Annotated in this window: 18 protein-coding genes; 2 read left to right on the top strand and 16 right to left on the bottom strand. The window is 63.0% G+C overall.

From position 1 onward, the window contains the following. Positions 1 to 18 precede the first annotated feature (18 nt). Both NKI24_RS15240 and NKI24_RS15235 read right to left on the bottom strand, forming a co-directional pair. Positions 19 to 567: a YceD family protein gene (locus NKI24_RS15240; protein ID WP_352681620.1), complete on the bottom strand. Its 549-nt coding sequence runs from the start codon at positions 565 to 567 to the stop codon at positions 19 to 21. 40 nt (positions 568 to 607) lie between these two features. Next, the gene (locus NKI24_RS15235) at positions 608 to 1,147 is read right to left on the bottom strand and encodes a ubiquinol-cytochrome C chaperone family protein (RefSeq protein WP_023674506.1); all 540 of its coding nucleotides are present in this window, start codon (positions 1,145 to 1,147) and stop codon (positions 608 to 610) included. A gap of 114 nt (positions 1,148 to 1,261) precedes the next feature. Here NKI24_RS15235 and NKI24_RS15230 point away from each other — a divergent pair, with 114 nt between their 5' ends. Next, positions 1,262 to 1,795 (top strand): outer membrane protein assembly factor BamE, encoded by a 534-nt coding sequence (locus tag NKI24_RS15230; protein WP_352449315.1) that lies wholly within the window; start codon positions 1,262 to 1,264, stop codon positions 1,793 to 1,795. A 124-nt stretch (positions 1,796 to 1,919) separates the two neighbouring features. Here the strand turns inward: NKI24_RS15230 and NKI24_RS15225 are convergent, their stop codons facing one another. Next, positions 1,920 to 4,061: a sodium-translocating pyrophosphatase gene (locus NKI24_RS15225; RefSeq protein ID WP_352746354.1), complete on the bottom strand. Its 2,142-nt coding sequence runs from the start codon at positions 4,059 to 4,061 to the stop codon at positions 1,920 to 1,922. 253 nt (positions 4,062 to 4,314) lie between these two features. After that, positions 4,315 to 4,815: a DUF2165 family protein gene (locus NKI24_RS15220; RefSeq protein ID WP_352746351.1), complete on the bottom strand. Its 501-nt coding sequence runs from the start codon at positions 4,813 to 4,815 to the stop codon at positions 4,315 to 4,317. Positions 4,816 to 4,894: 79 nt separating this feature from the next. On the opposite strand from NKI24_RS15220, the gene NKI24_RS15215 reads away from it, so the two are divergent. After that, the gene (locus NKI24_RS15215) at positions 4,895 to 5,128 is read left to right on the top strand and encodes a hypothetical protein (protein ID WP_352746349.1); all 234 of its coding nucleotides are present in this window, start codon (positions 4,895 to 4,897) and stop codon (positions 5,126 to 5,128) included. 27 nt (positions 5,129 to 5,155) lie between these two features. Here NKI24_RS15215 and NKI24_RS15210 read toward each other — a convergent pair whose 3' ends face one another. From NKI24_RS15210 to glyA, 12 genes are all read right to left on the bottom strand, one after another. After that, positions 5,156 to 5,905: an ABC transporter permease gene (locus tag NKI24_RS15210; RefSeq protein WP_352746346.1), complete on the bottom strand. Its 750-nt coding sequence runs from the start codon at positions 5,903 to 5,905 to the stop codon at positions 5,156 to 5,158. Further along, positions 5,902 to 6,840 carry an ABC transporter ATP-binding protein gene (locus tag NKI24_RS15205; RefSeq protein ID WP_352746344.1) on the bottom strand — a complete coding sequence of 313 codons (939 nt, stop codon included), beginning with the start codon at positions 6,838 to 6,840 and terminating at the stop codon, positions 5,902 to 5,904. Before NKI24_RS15205 ends, NKI24_RS15210 begins: the two co-directional genes overlap by 4 nt. Further along, positions 6,837 to 8,012, bottom strand: coding sequence for an ABC transporter permease (locus NKI24_RS15200; protein WP_352746341.1), 1,176 nt, complete (start codon positions 8,010 to 8,012; stop codon positions 6,837 to 6,839). Before NKI24_RS15200 ends, NKI24_RS15205 begins: the two co-directional genes overlap by 4 nt. Before the next feature lie 43 nt (positions 8,013 to 8,055). Beyond that, on the bottom strand, positions 8,056 to 8,967 hold the full coding sequence (gene osmF, locus NKI24_RS15195) for a glycine betaine ABC transporter substrate-binding protein OsmF (protein WP_352449308.1): 912 nt from the start codon (positions 8,965 to 8,967) through the stop codon (positions 8,056 to 8,058). A 159-nt stretch (positions 8,968 to 9,126) separates the two neighbouring features. Beyond that, on the bottom strand, positions 9,127 to 10,344 hold the full coding sequence (locus tag NKI24_RS15190) for an MFS transporter (protein WP_352449307.1): 1,218 nt from the start codon (positions 10,342 to 10,344) through the stop codon (positions 9,127 to 9,129). Next, the gene (gene nusB, locus NKI24_RS15185; protein ID WP_352746338.1) at positions 10,341 to 10,841 is read right to left on the bottom strand and encodes a transcription antitermination factor NusB; all 501 of its coding nucleotides are present in this window, start codon (positions 10,839 to 10,841) and stop codon (positions 10,341 to 10,343) included. The genes NKI24_RS15190 and nusB overlap by 4 nt, the downstream gene beginning before the upstream one ends. Further along, the gene (ribH, locus tag NKI24_RS15180; protein ID WP_352449305.1) at positions 10,838 to 11,332 is read right to left on the bottom strand and encodes a 6,7-dimethyl-8-ribityllumazine synthase; all 495 of its coding nucleotides are present in this window, start codon (positions 11,330 to 11,332) and stop codon (positions 10,838 to 10,840) included. The genes nusB and ribH overlap by 4 nt, the downstream gene beginning before the upstream one ends. Positions 11,333 to 11,462: 130 nt before the next feature. Further along, complete coding sequence (locus tag NKI24_RS15175) at positions 11,463 to 12,080, bottom strand: riboflavin synthase (RefSeq protein ID WP_352746335.1); 618 nt, start codon at positions 12,078 to 12,080, stop codon at positions 11,463 to 11,465. Between the two features lie 30 nt (positions 12,081 to 12,110). After that, on the bottom strand, positions 12,111 to 13,241 hold the full coding sequence (ribD, locus tag NKI24_RS15170) for a bifunctional diaminohydroxyphosphoribosylaminopyrimidine deaminase/5-amino-6-(5-phosphoribosylamino)uracil reductase RibD (protein ID WP_352449303.1): 1,131 nt from the start codon (positions 13,239 to 13,241) through the stop codon (positions 12,111 to 12,113). A gap of 2 nt (positions 13,242 to 13,243) precedes the next feature. Further along, positions 13,244 to 13,753 carry a transcriptional regulator NrdR gene (nrdR, locus tag NKI24_RS15165; protein WP_023674492.1) on the bottom strand — a complete coding sequence of 170 codons (510 nt, stop codon included), beginning with the start codon at positions 13,751 to 13,753 and terminating at the stop codon, positions 13,244 to 13,246. Between the two features lie 152 nt (positions 13,754 to 13,905). Beyond that, complete coding sequence (locus tag NKI24_RS15160; RefSeq protein ID WP_502898579.1) at positions 13,906 to 14,484, bottom strand: invasion associated locus B family protein; 579 nt, start codon at positions 14,482 to 14,484, stop codon at positions 13,906 to 13,908. A gap of 76 nt (positions 14,485 to 14,560) precedes the next feature. Then, a complete protein-coding gene (glyA, locus tag NKI24_RS15155; RefSeq protein WP_352681642.1) occupies positions 14,561 to 15,874 on the bottom strand; it encodes a serine hydroxymethyltransferase in 1,314 nt (437 codons plus the stop codon). Between the last annotated feature and the right edge of the window lie 50 nt (positions 15,875 to 15,924).

The following is a 15,924-nucleotide window of genomic DNA, read 5'->3' as shown; positions in this document are numbered from 1 at the left end:
CTCAAATTGGGTTAGCTATCAGGATTTTCCCAACAGTGATCTGAGCTTTTGCTGGAATTCATTCTCCACAGGCTCGGCATCGCCGGCGGCCTCCAGCGATACACCCGGCTTGCGCGGATATGGATCGATCGCCAAGCCAAAGAACTGCTCGGCAAGCGCCCCGACGTCGATCGCATCGCCGGAAAAGGTTTCCGGGCTGTCCGGGCCTTCGGCGTCGAGCAGGATCTCACCGCCGCCGTCGAAACCTTGCCGCCCGAGCTTGGATTGCTCCGGCAGGAACAGCGCTTCGACCGCCTCATCGATATGCGCCTCGACCGGGTCGAGGGTGACGATACAGGCCTGCGTTATATCGGCCTCGACATGGCCGCTGACTTTCACCCCGTTGCGCTTCCAGGGCTCGACCAGGAGTTCGGCGCGATAGTTCTCGACCGATAGCAGCTCGTGCTCGACGGCCAGCAGGGCGCGCTGCCCAGCGTCGGCATCGATGACCACCGGCAGCCCCTTTTGCGGCAGCCGGGCGACATTTGCCAGGAATGACACTGGGCTGTGGGTATCAGGGTGTTTCATCTTCGCCTCCACTTCGCCACCTTCATCGGCCTGCCGTCGCTCAAGCGTTGGCCACGGGAAATGCCACCGTTCCGGAAACGATCGATTCGGTCGGCTGTTCCGCGAGTTGCCTTGATGCATCGGCGGCATAGAGTGCCAGTTGCGACGCTTGCGGCCAGGCGCCGGCATCCGGCCTGACATTGCGGGCAAGGGCGGCGGCGAGTGCATCATGGTCATTTCGTTGCAGCGCATCATCATAGGCGGCGGTACGGCCATAGAACATCTTCGCCAGTTTCCGCATTCGCTTCGGCACGCCGACGTCGCCAATGCCCAATTCACGCAACGAATGTTCGACATCCATGAAGAACTCGTCGATCAGCACCTGCGCAACCTCTGCCGCAGCACCGCCCTCGCCGCGCAACCGGTGCTGGAACAGGAACATGTGCAACGACAGCATCTCGAAGCGGCCGAGCGGCGTGTCCGGCACGTTCCAGGCGGAATAAAACACCGTTTGCCGCGCCGCCGCCACGATTTGTGCGTAAAGCGCCTCGGTGATGGCGCGGTTGGCATGTCGTTCGCGGCCAAAGAGGCGCTGGAACATTTGAGGGTGGTCTCCCGGGACCGTTTGTTGAAGTGGCCTTGTTGCATCGGCAAGCAAGCTGGTTTACCGGTTTTGCGGCCCAGCGCAAGTTGCGGCCAGCTTATGGAGTTGTAGTTGCGCGCGCTGAAATTCAAGTCGACTTTCCTGCCCAGGCCCGGCGGTGCGGTTTCGCTGCTGGTGATCGCTGCGGCGCTTTCCGCCTGCAATTCGTCTAAGATGATCGGCGATCTCAATCCGAGCGAGACGCTGACGCAAGGCTACGTCATCGACCAGCAGGCGATCGACCTGGTGCCGGTCGGCTCAAGCCGCGAACAGGTGCTGCTGGCGCTCGGCACTCCCTCGACGAAGGCGACCTTCGATAACGAGGCCTTTTATTACATTTCTCAGACGCGCAAGCGCTATGTCGCCTTCGACAAGCCGCGGCTGGTCGACCAGCATGTGCTGGCGGTCTATTTTGGCGATGACGGGCGCGTCACCCAGATCGCCAATTACGGCTTGAAGGACGGCAAGGTGTTCGACTTCATCTCGCGCACCACGCCGACCGGCGGCAAGGACCAGAACTTCCTCAGCCAGATCATCAGTGGCGCCAGCAAGCTGGCGCCTGGTGTTCCCGGCGCCAGCGGCGGCAGCACGCTCGGCGGCTCCTGATCCACCCGAGGGTGTCGGCTTCCTTCCGTTCCTTTCGCTTCCCTGTAAGCGGCATATCTCAGGCAATGAAAAACCCGCGGGAGCGATCCCGCGGGTTTTTGTCTTAAGGCCATAGCGACCGAGCTTAGCCGTGCGCGAGAACGGCCAGCAACAGCAGCGCGACGATGTTGGTGATCTTGATCGCCGGGTTGACCGCTGGGCCGGCAGTATCCTTGTAGGGATCGCCGACCGTGTCGCCGGTCACCGAAGCCTTGTGCGCTTCGGAGCCCTTGAGGTGCTTGAGGCCGTCCTTGTCGACGAAACCGTCTTCGAACGATTTCTTGGCGTTGTCCCAGGCGCCGCCGCCGGAGGTCATCGAGATGGCAACGAACAGGCCGTTGACGATGACGCCGAGCAGCGAGGCGCCGAGCGCGGCAAAGGCGGATGCCTTCGAACCGGAGATCAGGAGGATGCCGAAATAGACCACCAGCGGCGCCAGCACCGGCAGCAATGACGGAACGATCATCTCCCGGATCGCTGCCTTGGTCAGAAGGTCGACGGCGCGCGCATAGTTCGGCTTCGAGGTGCCGGCCATGATGCCCGGATCCTCGCGGAACTGCTTGCGCACCTCCTGGACGATAGCACCCGCGGCGCGGCCGACGGCGGTCATGGCGATGCCGCCGAACAGATACGGGATCAGGCCACCGAAGATCAGGCCGGCGACGACGTAAGGATTGGAGAGGTCGAAGGAGACGTCGCCCATGCCCTGGAAGTACGGGTATTTGTCGCCATTGGCGGCAAAGAACTTCAGGTCGTTAGAGTAGGCCGCGAACAGCACCAGCGCGCCGAGGCCGGCCGAGCCGATGGCGTAGCCCTTGGTTACCGCCTTGGTGGTGTTGCCGACAGCGTCGAGCGCGTCGGTTGACTGGCGCACCTCCTTGGGCAGGCCGGCCATTTCGGCAATGCCGCCGGCATTGTCGGTGACCGGGCCGAAGGCATCGAGCGCGACGATCATGCCGGCGAGGCCAAGCATCGTCGTCACCGCGATCGCCGTGCCGTAGAGGCCGGCAAGCTGGTATGTCGAGATGATGCCGCCGACGATGACGATCGCCGGCAACGCCGTCGCTTCCAGCGAGACCGCGAGGCCCTGGATGACGTTGGTGCCGTGACCGGTGACCGAGGCCTGGGCGATGGAGTTCACCGGACGCTTGCTGGTGCCGGTATAGTATTCGGTGATCACCACGATGAGGCCGGTCACCACAAGGCCGACCAGGCCGCAGATGAACAGGTTCGTGCCAGTAATGGCCATGCCGGCGACGGTGCCGATCTCACCCCAGCCGATGCATGCCGAAGTGGCGACGGCAAGGCCGACAATCGACAGCAAGCCGGTGACGATCAGGCCCTTATAGAGCGCGCCCATGATCGAGCCGCTGGAACCGAGCTTGACGAAGAAGGTGCCGACGATCGAGGTGAGAATGCAGGCGCCGCAGATGGCCAGCGGATAGAGCATGGCCGCGCCGAGCACGGCGGTGCCACCGAAAAAGATGGCGGCGAGGACCATGGTGGCGACGACGGTCACCGCATAGGTCTCGAACAGGTCGGCGGCCATGCCGGCGCAATCGCCGACATTGTCGCCGACATTGTCGGCGATGGTGGCCGGATTGCGTGGATCGTCTTCGGGAATGCCGGCTTCAACCTTGCCGACAAGATCGCCGCCGACGTCGGCGCCTTTTGTGAAGATGCCGCCGCCGAGACGGGCGAAGATCGAGATCAGCGAGGCGCCGAAGCCGAGCGAAACAAGCGAGTCGATGACGACGCGATCGTCGGGCTGCAGACCCATGAACTGGGTCAGGATCAGGTAGTAGATCGAGACGCCGAGCAGGGCCAGGCCAGCAACCAGCATGCCAGTGATGGCGCCCGACTTGAAGGCGATCTCGAGGCCGGCAGCGAGGCTGTTGGAAGCCGCCTGCGCGGTGCGCACATTGGCGCGCACCGAGACGTGCATACCGATGAAGCCAGCGGCGCCCGATAGAACGGCGCCGATCAGGAAGCCGATGGCGGCGGTGATCGAAAGCAGCCACCAGGCGAGCAGCAGGACCACGACGCCGACGATGGCGATGGTGGTGTACTGGCGCGCCAGATAAGCCTGAGCGCCTTCGCGGATGGCCGCGGAAATTTCCTGCATGCGTGCATTGCCCTGATCGGCCGCGAGGACCGAACGTGTCGCCCAGATGGCGTAAAGGACTGAAAGCAGACCGCAGGCGATGACAGCTGAAAGTATGGTCATTGCCGAATTTTCCTCGATTGGTGGCCCAAAAGAACCCCTCCCCGGGCCGTTGAGACAGGGGACGAATTTTCCGCAACTGGAATCCGTCCCTTCGCAGCGGCTTATGCGAAACAGGGCTCGGAACGTCAAGATATTGTTCGGTTTTTGTCCGGTTTTCGTCCAAAAGATCCCGGGTTTCGCCCAAAAGGCTGGACGGCAGCGCGCCTGTCGACACTGCCATCCGATTAGATCGATTGAAATCGGCGAACGGCCGTCAAGCTTTGCGCCGGTCGCCGTCCGGCTGGACGACGAAGACCAGCACCACCAGCATTGTCATATAGAATTTGAACGCCGCCTCCTGACCATTCCATGTCGAAGACTGCCACATGGCAAACCACTCGCCGCCAACGACCATGAAGCCGAAGTACCAAACAAGGAAACCCGTGGTGGCGGCTATGATGACGAACTTCTTGGCATCGTTGAATGCCTGTCCGCTGGCTTTGCGCGCCTGCCAGAGTTGCCAGACGGCGATTAGGTAAAGCAGGCAGGTCAGCGCCTCGCCAATGATGATCAGCCAGTAGCCAGCCGTCCACAGCGACGGGTTGGTGATCGAGCGGTACATCAGTGCATTGCCGGGAAAGGTCGTGTCCATGCTCAGCACATGCTGGACAAAGGCGAAGTTTGAGCCGTAATCGGTGATGTTGCCGAAGGCGACGAGGAAGGCGAAAGCCGCCAGACACAAACACATGACGATCTTGGAGAAACGCGCGGTCATGGCAAGAACTCCTGCTGAAAGATCGGGGCATCGCACTCATCAATCGCCGAGTCCCGAAGATCGCGCAACGGGTGGGCCAGTGATCATCGTGCTCACAGCCGTTGCGAGACATTATGCCGGCAAGCAAGACATTGCCGAGACTGTCGAAGCCCTCGATCTCGACAGTGATTGCGCGGTGGGCGACTTGGTCTCTGTGGTTAGAGCCGACACACAGCACGATTTCGCCATCATCTGCCGCCGCTGGATCACCGGCGAGACGGGCACAACGCTGGAACTGACGCTCGATCATCCGACGCGGTCGACCGGCCACTGAAAAAAGAGCGAACTTCGCCCCGAGACGCTACTCGGGCTCGCGTCCCATGCGCCGGGCGGTATAGCGCTCGACCGCCGACAGCCCGTCATAGATCAGCACGGCAAGGGCGGCGACGATCAGGCCACCCTGCAGGATGAAGGCGAGGTTGTTCGACAGCAGGCCTGCGATGATCACCTCGCCCAGTGTTCTCGCCGCTACCGTCGAGCCGATGGTCGCGGTGGCGAGGCTGATCACCACCGACAGCCGGATACCACCGAGAATGATCGGCGCGCTGAGCGGCAGCTCGACCTTGACCAGTCTTTGCCAGCCGGTCATGCCGGCGCCACGCGCCGCCTCGACTACGTTGGCCGGCAGCGTCGTCAGGCCGGTCAGCGCATTCTCAAAGATCGGCAGCAGTCCGTAGAGAAACAGCGCAATCAGCGTCGGCTTTTCGCCGAAGCCGACGGCCGGCACGGCAAGCGCCAGCACCGCCACCGGCGGAAACGTTTGGCCGATATTGACCAGGCTGCGCGACAGCGGCAGGAATTCGGCGCCGGCTGGCCTGGTGACCAGAATGGCGAGCGCGACCGCAACGATCGTCGCGGCAACCGTCGCGATCAGCACGGTCCGCAGATGCAGCAGCGTCAACGTCAAAAGGCTGCCCTGATTGTAGATTACCGGCGCGTTGTTCTCTGTCAGCGGCTTCAGCAGCGGTTCGAACCAGCCGGGATTGGTGACGAAGGCAATAAGCACTACTACCAAGGCCAGCCTGAGCAGCGACGGAAGCCAGGCTTTCATGCCGGCCTCGCCGCACGCTTAACCAGTCCGTCCACAGTGACGCGGCCAAGCGATTTGCCGTCAGAATCTTTCACCGGAAGTGCCGGGCGGCCCGACCACAGGAGTTCGGCCAACGCGTCGCGTTGGCTGGCGTCACCGGGGATCGCCTCGCCTTCGGCCGTGCCTTTTTCCACCGCGTCGCGCACCCGGCCAAGCGACAACAGCCGGAACGGTCTTTCACTGGCGCCAACCAGGGTCTCGACAAACGCGCTGGCCGGTTTCGCCAGTATCTCGGCCGGCGCGGCATATTGCGCTACTTTGCCGCCATCCATCACCGCGATCTTGTCGCCCATGTGAACGGCCTCTTCCATGTCATGGGTGACGAGGATGATGGTGGTGCCGAAGCGTTTCTGGATCGCCAGCAGATCCTCCTGCGCCTTGTTGCGGATGATCGGGTCGAGCGCGCCGAACGGCTCATCCATCAACAGCACGTTGGGTTCCGCGGCAAGCGCCCGGGCGACGCCGACGCGCTGCTGCTGGCCGCCGGAAAGCTCATGCGGATAGCGTGGCCCGTAGGCTTGCGGGTCGAGCTGGTATAGCGTCATCAGCTCGTCGACGCGGGCCTTGATGCGGTTGGCGCCCCAGCCGAGCAATACCGGCACAGTGGCGATGTTCTGCGCCACCGTGCGATGCGGAAACAGGCCGTGGCCCTGGATGGCATAGCCGATGCTGCGACGCAGCTCATAATCCGGGACCGAGCGGTTGTCGACGCCGTCGAGCTTGATCATGCCCGATGTCGGCTCGACCAGCCGGTTTATCATGCGAAGCAGCGTCGTCTTGCCGGAGCCGGAGGTGCCGACGATGACGGCGATGCTGCGCGGCTCGATTACTATCGACACGTCGTCGACGACTGTCGTCTCGCCGTAGCGCTTGGTGATGCCTTCGATCTCGATCATGCCGTTTCAACCCTGCGCTTGCTGGCGCTCATTTCGATCACTGCATCGAGGATGATGGCAGCGGCGAAGGCCAGCACCACCGTCGGAACAGCACCGAGCAGCACCAGGTCCATCGCCGTCTGGCCGACCCCCTGGAATACGAACACGCCAAAGCCGCCGCCGCCGATCAACGCGGCAATTGTGGCGAGGCCGATATTCTGCACCAGCACGATGCGGATGCCGGTGAGGATCACCGGGAAAGCCAGCGGAAACTCGACGCCGAACAGCCGCTGGCGGTCGGTCATGCCCATGCCGCGCGCTGCGTCGTTGGCGGCACGCGTCACACCGGCAAGGCCGACCACGGTGTTGGCCACTACCGGCAGCAGTGAATAGAGGAACAGGGCGACGAAAGCCGGCGCTGTGCCGATGCCGCGGATCCCGAGCGCGGCAGCACCCGGCACATGCGAAGCTACCCAGCCGAGCGGTGCGATTAAGAGGCCGAACAGCGCGATCGAAGGAATGGTCTGGATGATGTTCAGCACGTTGAGCACGCCGGCCCGCAATTTCTCGACGCGATGGCAGAGGATGCCGAGCGGCAGGCCGATAATCACCGCTGCCGCCAGCGAACCCAGCGCCAGCGTCACATGCTTGGAGCCTTCCGCCCAAAAACTATCGGAGCGATTGAAATATTCCTTGAGGATCGACAGGCTGTTCCAGCTTCCCGAGACGAGCAGCAGCCCGATCGCCGCGGCGGCGACAACAAGCACGCCGATCCGTGCCTGCGGCGACAGGTTCAGCCGCGTAAGCACGTCGGCGAGCAGAAGCGTGAAGGCGAAGATAAGCAGCCAAAAGCCCGAAGCCGGCGAGATACGGGCGAAGGTGTTGCCGGCAGGTGTCAGGAAACTGCCGGCGATGCCGATCAGCAGCGCCAGCGCCGCAAGCGCAACCACACTGGCGGCGAGGCGCAGAACAAGCGGCGTTTTCAGCAGCGCAATGAGCGCTGCTGCGACGACAATCGCCATCAACAGCGGACCGACGGTCGCAGGCAAAGATTCGAGGATCGAGCGCGCCTCGCCGGGTACGATGCGATTGGCGCGGAACGTGGCGAATGGTGCCGCAAAAGCCGCATAGGCTGATATCGCCGCGATGACCACGCCGAGCTTGTCGAACCGGATGCGCACGCTCTCCCCCATCGGCCGATCCGGCGCACCTCGAAAGCGGAGCGCCGGAATCGCCTTACTTCAGGAAGCCGTTCTTTTTCAAAAAGTCCTCGGCGACGCCCTTGACCGGCTCGCCGCCGACCTGCACGCGGCCGTTCAACTCCTGCAACGTGACGAGATCGAGCTTGGCGAACACCGGCTTCAGCAGCGTCTCGATTTCGGGATGCTCCTTCAGCACCGCCTCGCGGATGATCGGCGCCGGCTGGTAGACCGGCTGCACACCCTTGTCGTCCCCAAGCACGACGAGGCCGGAGGGCGCGATGCCGCCGTCGGTGCCGTAGACCATGGCGGCGTTGGCGCCGTTGGTCTGGTTGGCCGCAGCGGCAATGGTGGCCGCCGTGTCGCCGCCCGACAGCGTGATCAACTGGTCCGGCTTCAGCGTGAAGCCATAGGTCTTCTGGAAAGCGGGCAGCGCGGCCGCCGAATTGACGAACTCGGCGGAGGCCGCCAGCACCACCTTGCCGCCGCCCGAGACATATTTGCCGAAGTCGGAAAGGGTGACGAGCTTATTGGTATCGGCGACCTCCTTGCGCAGGGCGATCGCCCAGGTGTTGTTGGCCGGTGACGGTGACAGCCAGACGATCTTGTTGGCGTCGTAGTCGAGCTTCTTGGCAGTCTCGTAGGCCTTGGCGGCGTCTTTCCACACCGGATCGTCGGCCTTCTCGAAGAAGAAGGCGGCGTTGCCGGTGTATTCCGGATAGATGTCTATCTCGCCGGCTGTAATCGCCTTGCGTACCACGGGCGTGCCGCCGAGTTGGATGCGGTCGGTGGTCTGGATATTATTGGCGTTCAGCACCAGCTGGATGATATTGCCGAGCACACCGCCCTCGGTGTCGATCTTCGACGACACCACCACCTGGGCACTCGCCGAGGCCAACGCAATTCCGAGCGCTAGTACAGCGCCGGCCAGAATCTTGATTGAAAACATCTCACAAATCCCTTGCTGTGAACCGGAATACGGCTGCCGCATATGAGCATGGCTTCGATGCCCCGTCGGGGTACACGGTTTCATAAGAGGGGGGATGGGCGCAATAATTTTGTTCGGATGTGAGTGAATCCGCTGCCGCGACGTCCCGACAGGGTGACGTCAGTTGGCCGCGCGCAGGCCCGTCATCTTCAACACGCCCAGTGCCACGAAGCACAGCGCGACGACCGGGAAAATCATCCAGTTCAGCATCTCCCAGCCCCAGGCATTGTAGACCGCCCCCGACATCAGTGAGGCGAAGGCGACGGAGCCGAACAGGACGAAATCGTGGAACCCCTGGACCTTGCCTTTTTCGGATGACTGGTAGCTGTCGGCCACCATGGCGGTGGCACCGATGAAGCTGAAGTTCCAGCCAAGGCCGAGCAGGATCAGCGCCGTCCAGAACTGCCACAGTGCCAACCCTGACAGCGCCACTATGGCGCAGCCAATCAGCAGCACCAGGCCGATGGCCACGATCCGCTCAGCGCCGAAGCGATAGATCAGCGACCCCGTGAAGAAGCTCGGCGCGAACATCGCCATGACGTGCCAGGAAATGCCGAGCGTGGCGTCGTCGGTCGAAAGGCCGCAGCCGACCATGGCCAGCGGCGCGCCGGTCATCACGAAGCTCATCAGTGCGTAGCTGCCGATGGCGCAAAACAACGCCGCGACGAAGCGTGGCCTGGTGACAATTTCCGAGAGCGGCCGGGCGTCGCTGTCGGAAATTTCCACCTTGTCGGTTGCCTTGGCCGGGATGCGCAACAAAGAGAGAATGGCGGCGCCGACCGCCGCCAGCACCAGGATGGACGCAAACGAGCCGGCAAACTTCACCGGCGAGAACAGATCGCCGGTGAAGATGACGATCTGCGGTCCAAGGATGGCGGTGACGATGCCGCCGGCCAGCACGAAGGAGATGGCGCGCGCCTTGAATTCAGGCGGCGCATTGTCGGCGGCGGCAAAGCGGAACTGCTGGACGAAAGCGCCCCCGATGCCGATCACGGCCAAGCCGAAAGCGAATAGCCAGAAGCTGGGATGAAACAGCGCCAGCGTGGCGACCAGCCCGCCAAGCGCCGTGACCGCTGTGCCGGTCATGAAGCCGTCGCGCTGGCCGAGCCGGCGGATGATCGCCGCGGCCGGCAGGGAACCGAGCGCCACGCCGACATTGAAACCGGTGATCGGCGCGGTTGCCAGCGACTTGTCAGCATCGAGCAGGTACTGCCCGGCCAATCCGCCCATGGAAATGGCGATGGGTGCGGCCGAGCCGATGATCGCCTGCGAGGCTGCGAGGATGAAGGCGGTGCGACGCGCTTCCTTGCCCGCCCCAACGGCGACGATAGCAGTCATGAGGCGTCCTTGCCGCGGCCCTCGCCACGCACCCGGCGCGACACGCGATCAAGCACCGCATTGACCAGTTTCGGCTCGTCTTCCTCGTAAAATGCCTTGGCGATGTCGACATATTCGGAGACGATGACCGCCACCGGCACGTCCTCGCGCTGCATCAACTCGTAGACGCCGGCGCGCAATATGGCGCGCAACGTGGAATCGAGCCTCGACAGAGGCCAGTCCTCGGTCAGCGCCTGTCGAATGACTGGATCGATGGTCTTCTGGTGCTCGACAACGCCGGCAAGAATGGCACGAAACCATTGCGCATCGGCTTCGCGATAGAGCGCGCCGTCGACTTCCTTGCCGAGCCTGAACGCCTCGTATTCGGCGGTGATCTCAAACACACCGCTGCCGGCGACGTCCATCTGGTAGAGCGCCTGCACGGCGGCCAGACGGGCAGCACCGCGCTTGTTGGCATGGCGAAGCGCAGGCTGGCCGGGCGAAGCGGGTTCGCTCACGTTCGCTCTCCCAACTGTTCCTTTAGAGCGATCATGGTCAGCGCCGCACGCGCCGCAAAGCCGCCCTTGTCGCCTTCCGAACGCCTGGCCCGTGTCCAGGCCTGTTCGTCGTTTTCGGTGGTCAGGATGCCGTTGCCGATGCAGACCGCATCCTGCACGGACAGGTCCATCAGGGCACGGCTGGATTCATTGGCGACGATATCGAAATGATAGGTGTCGCCGCGGACCACCGTGCCGAGGGCGACGAAGCCGTCATAGTTCGTCCCGCCTTCGGAGGCACCGTCGAGCGCGAAGGAAATCACCGCCGGGATTTCGAGCGAGCCCGGAACAGTGACGACGTCGTATGTCGCGCCCGCTTCCTCGAGGGCCTTTGTCGCGCCTTCGAGCAACGCGTCGGCAAGGTCGTCGTGAAAGCGCGCCTCGATGACAAGAAGGTGGGCCTTCTTCTTCGGACGGATGAACGCTTTGCCGTGTTGGGATGTGCCTGCCATAGATGTCTCCGGGGATCGCCGGTGACTTAGGCCGAAGCCGGTTTGATCGCAAGCGGAAGATTGCCGAAGGAACTTTCAAGGCCAACTCGGCGGCGGTCGCATCAGGGAATGGGCTTTATGGACGAGCGCCTCAAAGCCCCTCCTTCGCCGCCTCCACCAGTCGCGCCGCGTAGCGGGCCATGGTGTCGATCTCAAGGTTGACGCGATCGCCGACCTGGCGTTCGCCCCAGGTGGTGACGGTCAGCGAATGGTGGATCAACAGCACGTCGAAGCGGGTGCCCTCGACCTTGTTGACGGTGAGCGAAGTGCCGTCGAGCGCGACGGAACCCTTGGGGGCGATGAATTTGGCAAGCTCGCGCGATGCTTCCAGGGTGAAGCGAACGGCGTCGCCCTCTTCCTTACGCGCCACGATCTCGGCCATGCCGTCGACGTGGCCGGACACTATATGGCCGCCAAGCTCGTCGCCGATCTTCAGAGCCCGCTCCAGGTTGATGCGCGTGCCTGATTTCCAGCCCATCGCGGTCGTCAGCCTGAGGGCCTCTTCCCAGGCCTCGACCTCGAACCAACGTGCGTTGGCGCCATCTTCCGGCAATCCCGTTACCGTCAGGCAGACGCCGCCGCAGGAAATCGAGGCGCCGATGGCAATGGTCTGCGGATCGTAAGCGGTGTCGATACGCAAACCGACGCCTTCCCTGAGCGGCTTCACGGCAGCGACAGTGCCGACATCGGTGACGATTCCAGTGAACATTAGTTTGGCCCCGTGAACATCAGTTCGGTCCTAGATGTCTCTTATCCATTCCGCATATGTATCTTCGCCGAAACGCATGTTGCGCAATTTGCGAAATCCCGGCGGGATATTGTTGGCATCGATCGGCGATACAATGCCGCCCTCGCCGATCGCGCCCGGCCCCTGAAACAGCACGATACGATCGACCAGTTGTTCGTCGAGGAACGCCTTGGCCACCCTCGCGCCGCCCTCGACCAGGACGCTTGCCATGCCGAGCGCCGCCAGGTCCTCGAGCAGTTCCGGCAGCGCAATATCGCCTTCATAGGTCTCAGTACCGATGAAGCGAACGCCGGCGCGTTCGAGCGCGGCGCGCCGGTGCGGATCGGCCTCGGCGCAGGCAGCGACATAGAGCGGCACACGGTCGACGCCGGCGACCAGTTTCGAAGTCTCGGGTAGCCTGATCTGACGGTCGAGTACGATGCGCGCCGGCGAACGGCTCTCCAGTCCCGGAAGCCGAACCGTCAGCGCCGGATCGTCCTCCAATGCGGTGCCGATGCCGATCAATATGCCATCGGCTTCGGCGCGCATCAGATAGACTTCGCGCCGCGCAATATCGCCGGTGATGGAGACCTGTCCCTCGCCTTTCACGCCGATCTTGTTGTCGCTCGAAAGCGCAAGTTTCAGGATCACTTCCGGGCGTTTTTTCAGAGATCGAATTAAATAGCCGGCCATCTGCTCCGCGGCCTCGGCCGCCAACACTTTTTCCACCACTTCGACGCCGGCGGCACGCAAGATTGCATAGCCCTTGCCGGAAACACGCGGGTCCGGATCGCTGGCAGCGCCGACCACACGCGCCACGCCGGCACTGACCAGCGCATTGGCGCAAGGCGGCGTGCGGCCGTGATGGGCGCAGGGCTCCAGCGTTACATAGGCGGTGGCGCCGCGCGCCAGTTCGCCGGCCTCTGCCAAAGCCTCGGTCTCGGCATGCGGCCGGCCGCCGACGGCGGTGACGCCGCTGCCGACGATCCTCGGCCCGTCGCCGTCATCGCGCACGATCAGCGTGCCGACGGAAGGGTTGGTCGAGGTCCGCCCGGCATTCTTGCGCGACAGCCTGAGGGCTGCCGCCATATAGCGGCGATCGACGACCTCTTGCTCAGCCGTGCTGCGTTCGGACCCTGCCATGCTCAGCTGGCGTCCTCTTCGCTCTTCAGCTCTTCGCCCCTGGGCTCGTCGGTTTTGAGCTCGTCGCCTTTGAGTTCGCCCAACACGTCGTGGAAATCCTTGGCCTCGCGGAAATTGCGGTAGACGGAGGCAAAGCGCACATAGGCGACATCATCGAGCGACTTAAGCGCCTCCATGACCAGCCGGCCGACTTCCCCCGAGGCCACCTCGGTCTCGCCCGAGCTTTCGAGCTGGCGCACGATGCCGGTCACCGCGCGGTCGATGCGCTCCGGGTCGACGTTGCGCTTGCGTACCGCAATCTCGACCGAGCGCAGCAGCTTGTCGCGGTCGAACGGCACCTTGCGTCCCGACTTCTTCACCACGACGAGGTCGCGCAGTTGTACCCGCTCGAAAGTGGTGAAGCGGCCGCCGCAATCCGGGCAGACGCGCCGCCTGCGGATCGCTGCACCGTCTTCGGCAGGGCGCGAATCCTTCACCTGCGTATCTTCGGACTGGCAATAAGGGCAGCGCATGGAGAGCCTTCGGTTCGCGATTCTCGTGGAGCGAAAGGCTTAGAGGTTTTTGCCGCCGTGGCAAAGTATGGCCGATGACCGATCGCGCTTCAGAGATAGCGAGGCGCGAGGAAAATTGCGAGAGCGGCAATCAGTTGACAGCGGTCCGCCAATCAGGGCGCGACGTCGCCGGTCGGGAAGCCGCAAGACGTGCCGAGATAGCGATAGGCCTTGGTGAAGCCGTCCATCGATATGGTCGCGACCGGCTTGTCGGCGAAGCTGACATCGAGGGCGCTGGTGCGGCGCATGGCGCGCAGTACCGCGAGCGTGGTCTCGGACTTGTTGTCTATCATCCACTGTCCGTCGGCGATAAGACGAAAACCGGCCTTGATCTTGTCGTTGACGTCCCGGAACACCACCGGGATGTTATCGCCCTTGGGCAAGTCACTGTTTCTCACGGCGATGATGAGGCTCGGATAACCATCGGGTGGCAATACGTCGCCATTCGAGATGGCCAGCGTGAGGGTGCCACTGGTGCCGTTAGCGTCGAAAAAGACCGTCGAGGCGGCGCAGGTCTTGCGCACATCCTCGCCGGTGTTGACCTCGTCCACCGTGGTGGACCAACTGCCGAAGGTCTCTGTCTTGGGTGCTGCCGGGGTCGGCTCGGTCTGCGCAAAGGCCGCGCCGAGTAGCGGCGAGGTGGCTAAGGTGAGCAAGGCAGCGCCAACACTGGCGAAACGGAAAATTCGCATCATCATCAAGCGTCTCCGAGATGCAGCCGTGCCCAGTTGATCGGCGCCGTCACAGTTGGGGGAACGACGCCCTGCGTCAACCAAGATACGGGTAAAGCGGAAAACGATCCGTCAATGTCGCCACCTTGGCCTTCACGGTTGCCTCGACGGCCGCATTGCCTTCGTCGGAATTGGCGACCTTCAGTCCATCCAGCACTTCGGCGATCAGCTTGCCGATCTCGCGGAACTCGGCCTGACCGAAGCCGCGCGTGGTGCCGGCCGGCGTGCCGAGCCGAACGCCCGATGTCACGAAAGGCTTTTCCGGATCGAAGGGGATGCCGTTCTTGTTGCAGGTGATGTTGGCGCGGCCAAGGGCAGCCTCGGCGCGCTTGCCGGTGGCGTTCTTGGGACGCAGGTCGACCAACATCAGATGGTTGTCGGTGCCGCCGGAGACGATGTCGAGACCGGTTTCCTGCAGACTGGAGGCCAGCGCCTTGGCATTGGCGACGACGCTCTCCGCATAGATCTTGAAGCTCGGCTTCAGCGCCTCGCCCAGAGCCACCGCCTTGGCGGCGATGACATGCATCAGCGGTCCGCCCTGCAGGCCGGGGAAGACGGCCGAATTCATCTTCTTGGCAATATCCTCATCATTGCAAAGGATCATGCCGCCGCGCGGCCCGCGCAGCGATTTGTGCGTCGTGGTGGTGACCACATGGGCATGCGGCAGCGGCGACGGATGCATGCCGCCGGCGACCAGGCCGGCGATGTGGGCCATGTCGACCATCAGATAGGCACCGATCGAATCGGCGATCTCGCGAAAACGCTTCCAGTCCCAGACACGTGAATAGGCTGTGCCGCCGGCCAGGATCAATTTCGGCCTGGTCTCATGGGCGGTCTTCTCGATCGCATCCATGTCGAGCAGATGATCGTCCCGGCGCACGCCATAGGAGACGACCTTGAACCATTTGCCGCTCATATTGACCGGCGAGCCATGTGTCAGGTGTCCGCCGGAATTGAGGTCGAGGCCCATGAAGGTGTCGCCGGGCTGCAGCAACGCTAGGAACACCGCCTGGTTCATCTGGCTGCCGGAATTCGGCTGGACGTTGGCGAAGTTGCAGCCGAACAGCTTTTTCGCGCGTTCGATGGCCAGTTCCTCGGCGACATCGACGAATTGGCAGCCGCCGTAGTAGCGCTTGCCCGGATAGCCCTCGGCATATTTGTTGGTCATGATCGACCCCTGTGCCTCGAGCACGGCACGCGAGACGATATTTTCCGAGGCAATCAGCTCGATCTCGTGGCGCTGGCGGCCGAGTTCGTTGCGGATTGCGCCGAAAATCTCGGGGTCGGCATCGGCAAGCGTGGTTTCGAAAAAGGATTCGAATTTGTTCGACACTGCCGCTGCTGTTGCCATGGGCTGAAATCCTCAAGGTTCGGGGTCTGTCGCGCCATTAACACAGTTGC

Source organism: Mesorhizobium sp. M0701, from assembly GCF_040320365.1.
Lineage (GTDB): Bacteria > Pseudomonadota > Alphaproteobacteria > Rhizobiales > Rhizobiaceae > Mesorhizobium.
This window is presented reverse-complemented; position numbering and strand designations above follow the sequence as displayed.

Coding starts and splice junctions, on each gene's coding strand:
- NKI24_RS15235 (WP_023674506.1), bottom strand. CDS start 1,147: ATGTTCCAGCGCCTCTTTGGCCGCGAACGACATGCCAACCGCGCCATC.
- NKI24_RS15190 (WP_352449307.1), bottom strand. CDS start 10,344: ATGACTGCTATCGTCGCCGTTGGGGCGGGCAAGGAAGCGCGTCGCACC.
- osmF (WP_352449308.1), bottom strand. CDS start 8,967: ATGTTTTCAATCAAGATTCTGGCCGGCGCTGTACTAGCGCTCGGAATT.
- NKI24_RS15220 (WP_352746351.1), bottom strand. CDS start 4,815: ATGACCGCGCGTTTCTCCAAGATCGTCATGTGTTTGTGTCTGGCGGCT.
- NKI24_RS15200 (WP_352746341.1), bottom strand. CDS start 8,012: ATGGGGGAGAGCGTGCGCATCCGGTTCGACAAGCTCGGCGTGGTCATC.
- NKI24_RS15205 (WP_352746344.1), bottom strand. CDS start 6,840: ATGATCGAGATCGAAGGCATCACCAAGCGCTACGGCGAGACGACAGTC.
- NKI24_RS15160 (WP_502898579.1), bottom strand. CDS start 14,484: ATGCGAATTTTCCGTTTCGCCAGTGTTGGCGCTGCCTTGCTCACCTTA.
- ribD (WP_352449303.1), bottom strand. CDS start 13,241: ATGGCAGGGTCCGAACGCAGCACGGCTGAGCAAGAGGTCGTCGATCGC.
- nrdR (WP_023674492.1), bottom strand. CDS start 13,753: ATGCGCTGCCCTTATTGCCAGTCCGAAGATACGCAGGTGAAGGATTCG.
- NKI24_RS15175 (WP_352746335.1), bottom strand. CDS start 12,080: ATGTTCACTGGAATCGTCACCGATGTCGGCACTGTCGCTGCCGTGAAG.
- NKI24_RS15210 (WP_352746346.1), bottom strand. CDS start 5,905: ATGAAAGCCTGGCTTCCGTCGCTGCTCAGGCTGGCCTTGGTAGTAGTG.
- NKI24_RS15225 (WP_352746354.1), bottom strand. CDS start 4,061: ATGACCATACTTTCAGCTGTCATCGCCTGCGGTCTGCTTTCAGTCCTT.
- NKI24_RS15240 (WP_352681620.1), bottom strand. CDS start 567: ATGAAACACCCTGATACCCACAGCCCAGTGTCATTCCTGGCAAATGTC.
- glyA (WP_352681642.1), bottom strand. CDS start 15,874: ATGGCAACAGCAGCGGCAGTGTCGAACAAATTCGAATCCTTTTTCGAA.
- ribH (WP_352449305.1), bottom strand. CDS start 11,332: ATGGCAGGCACATCCCAACACGGCAAAGCGTTCATCCGTCCGAAGAAG.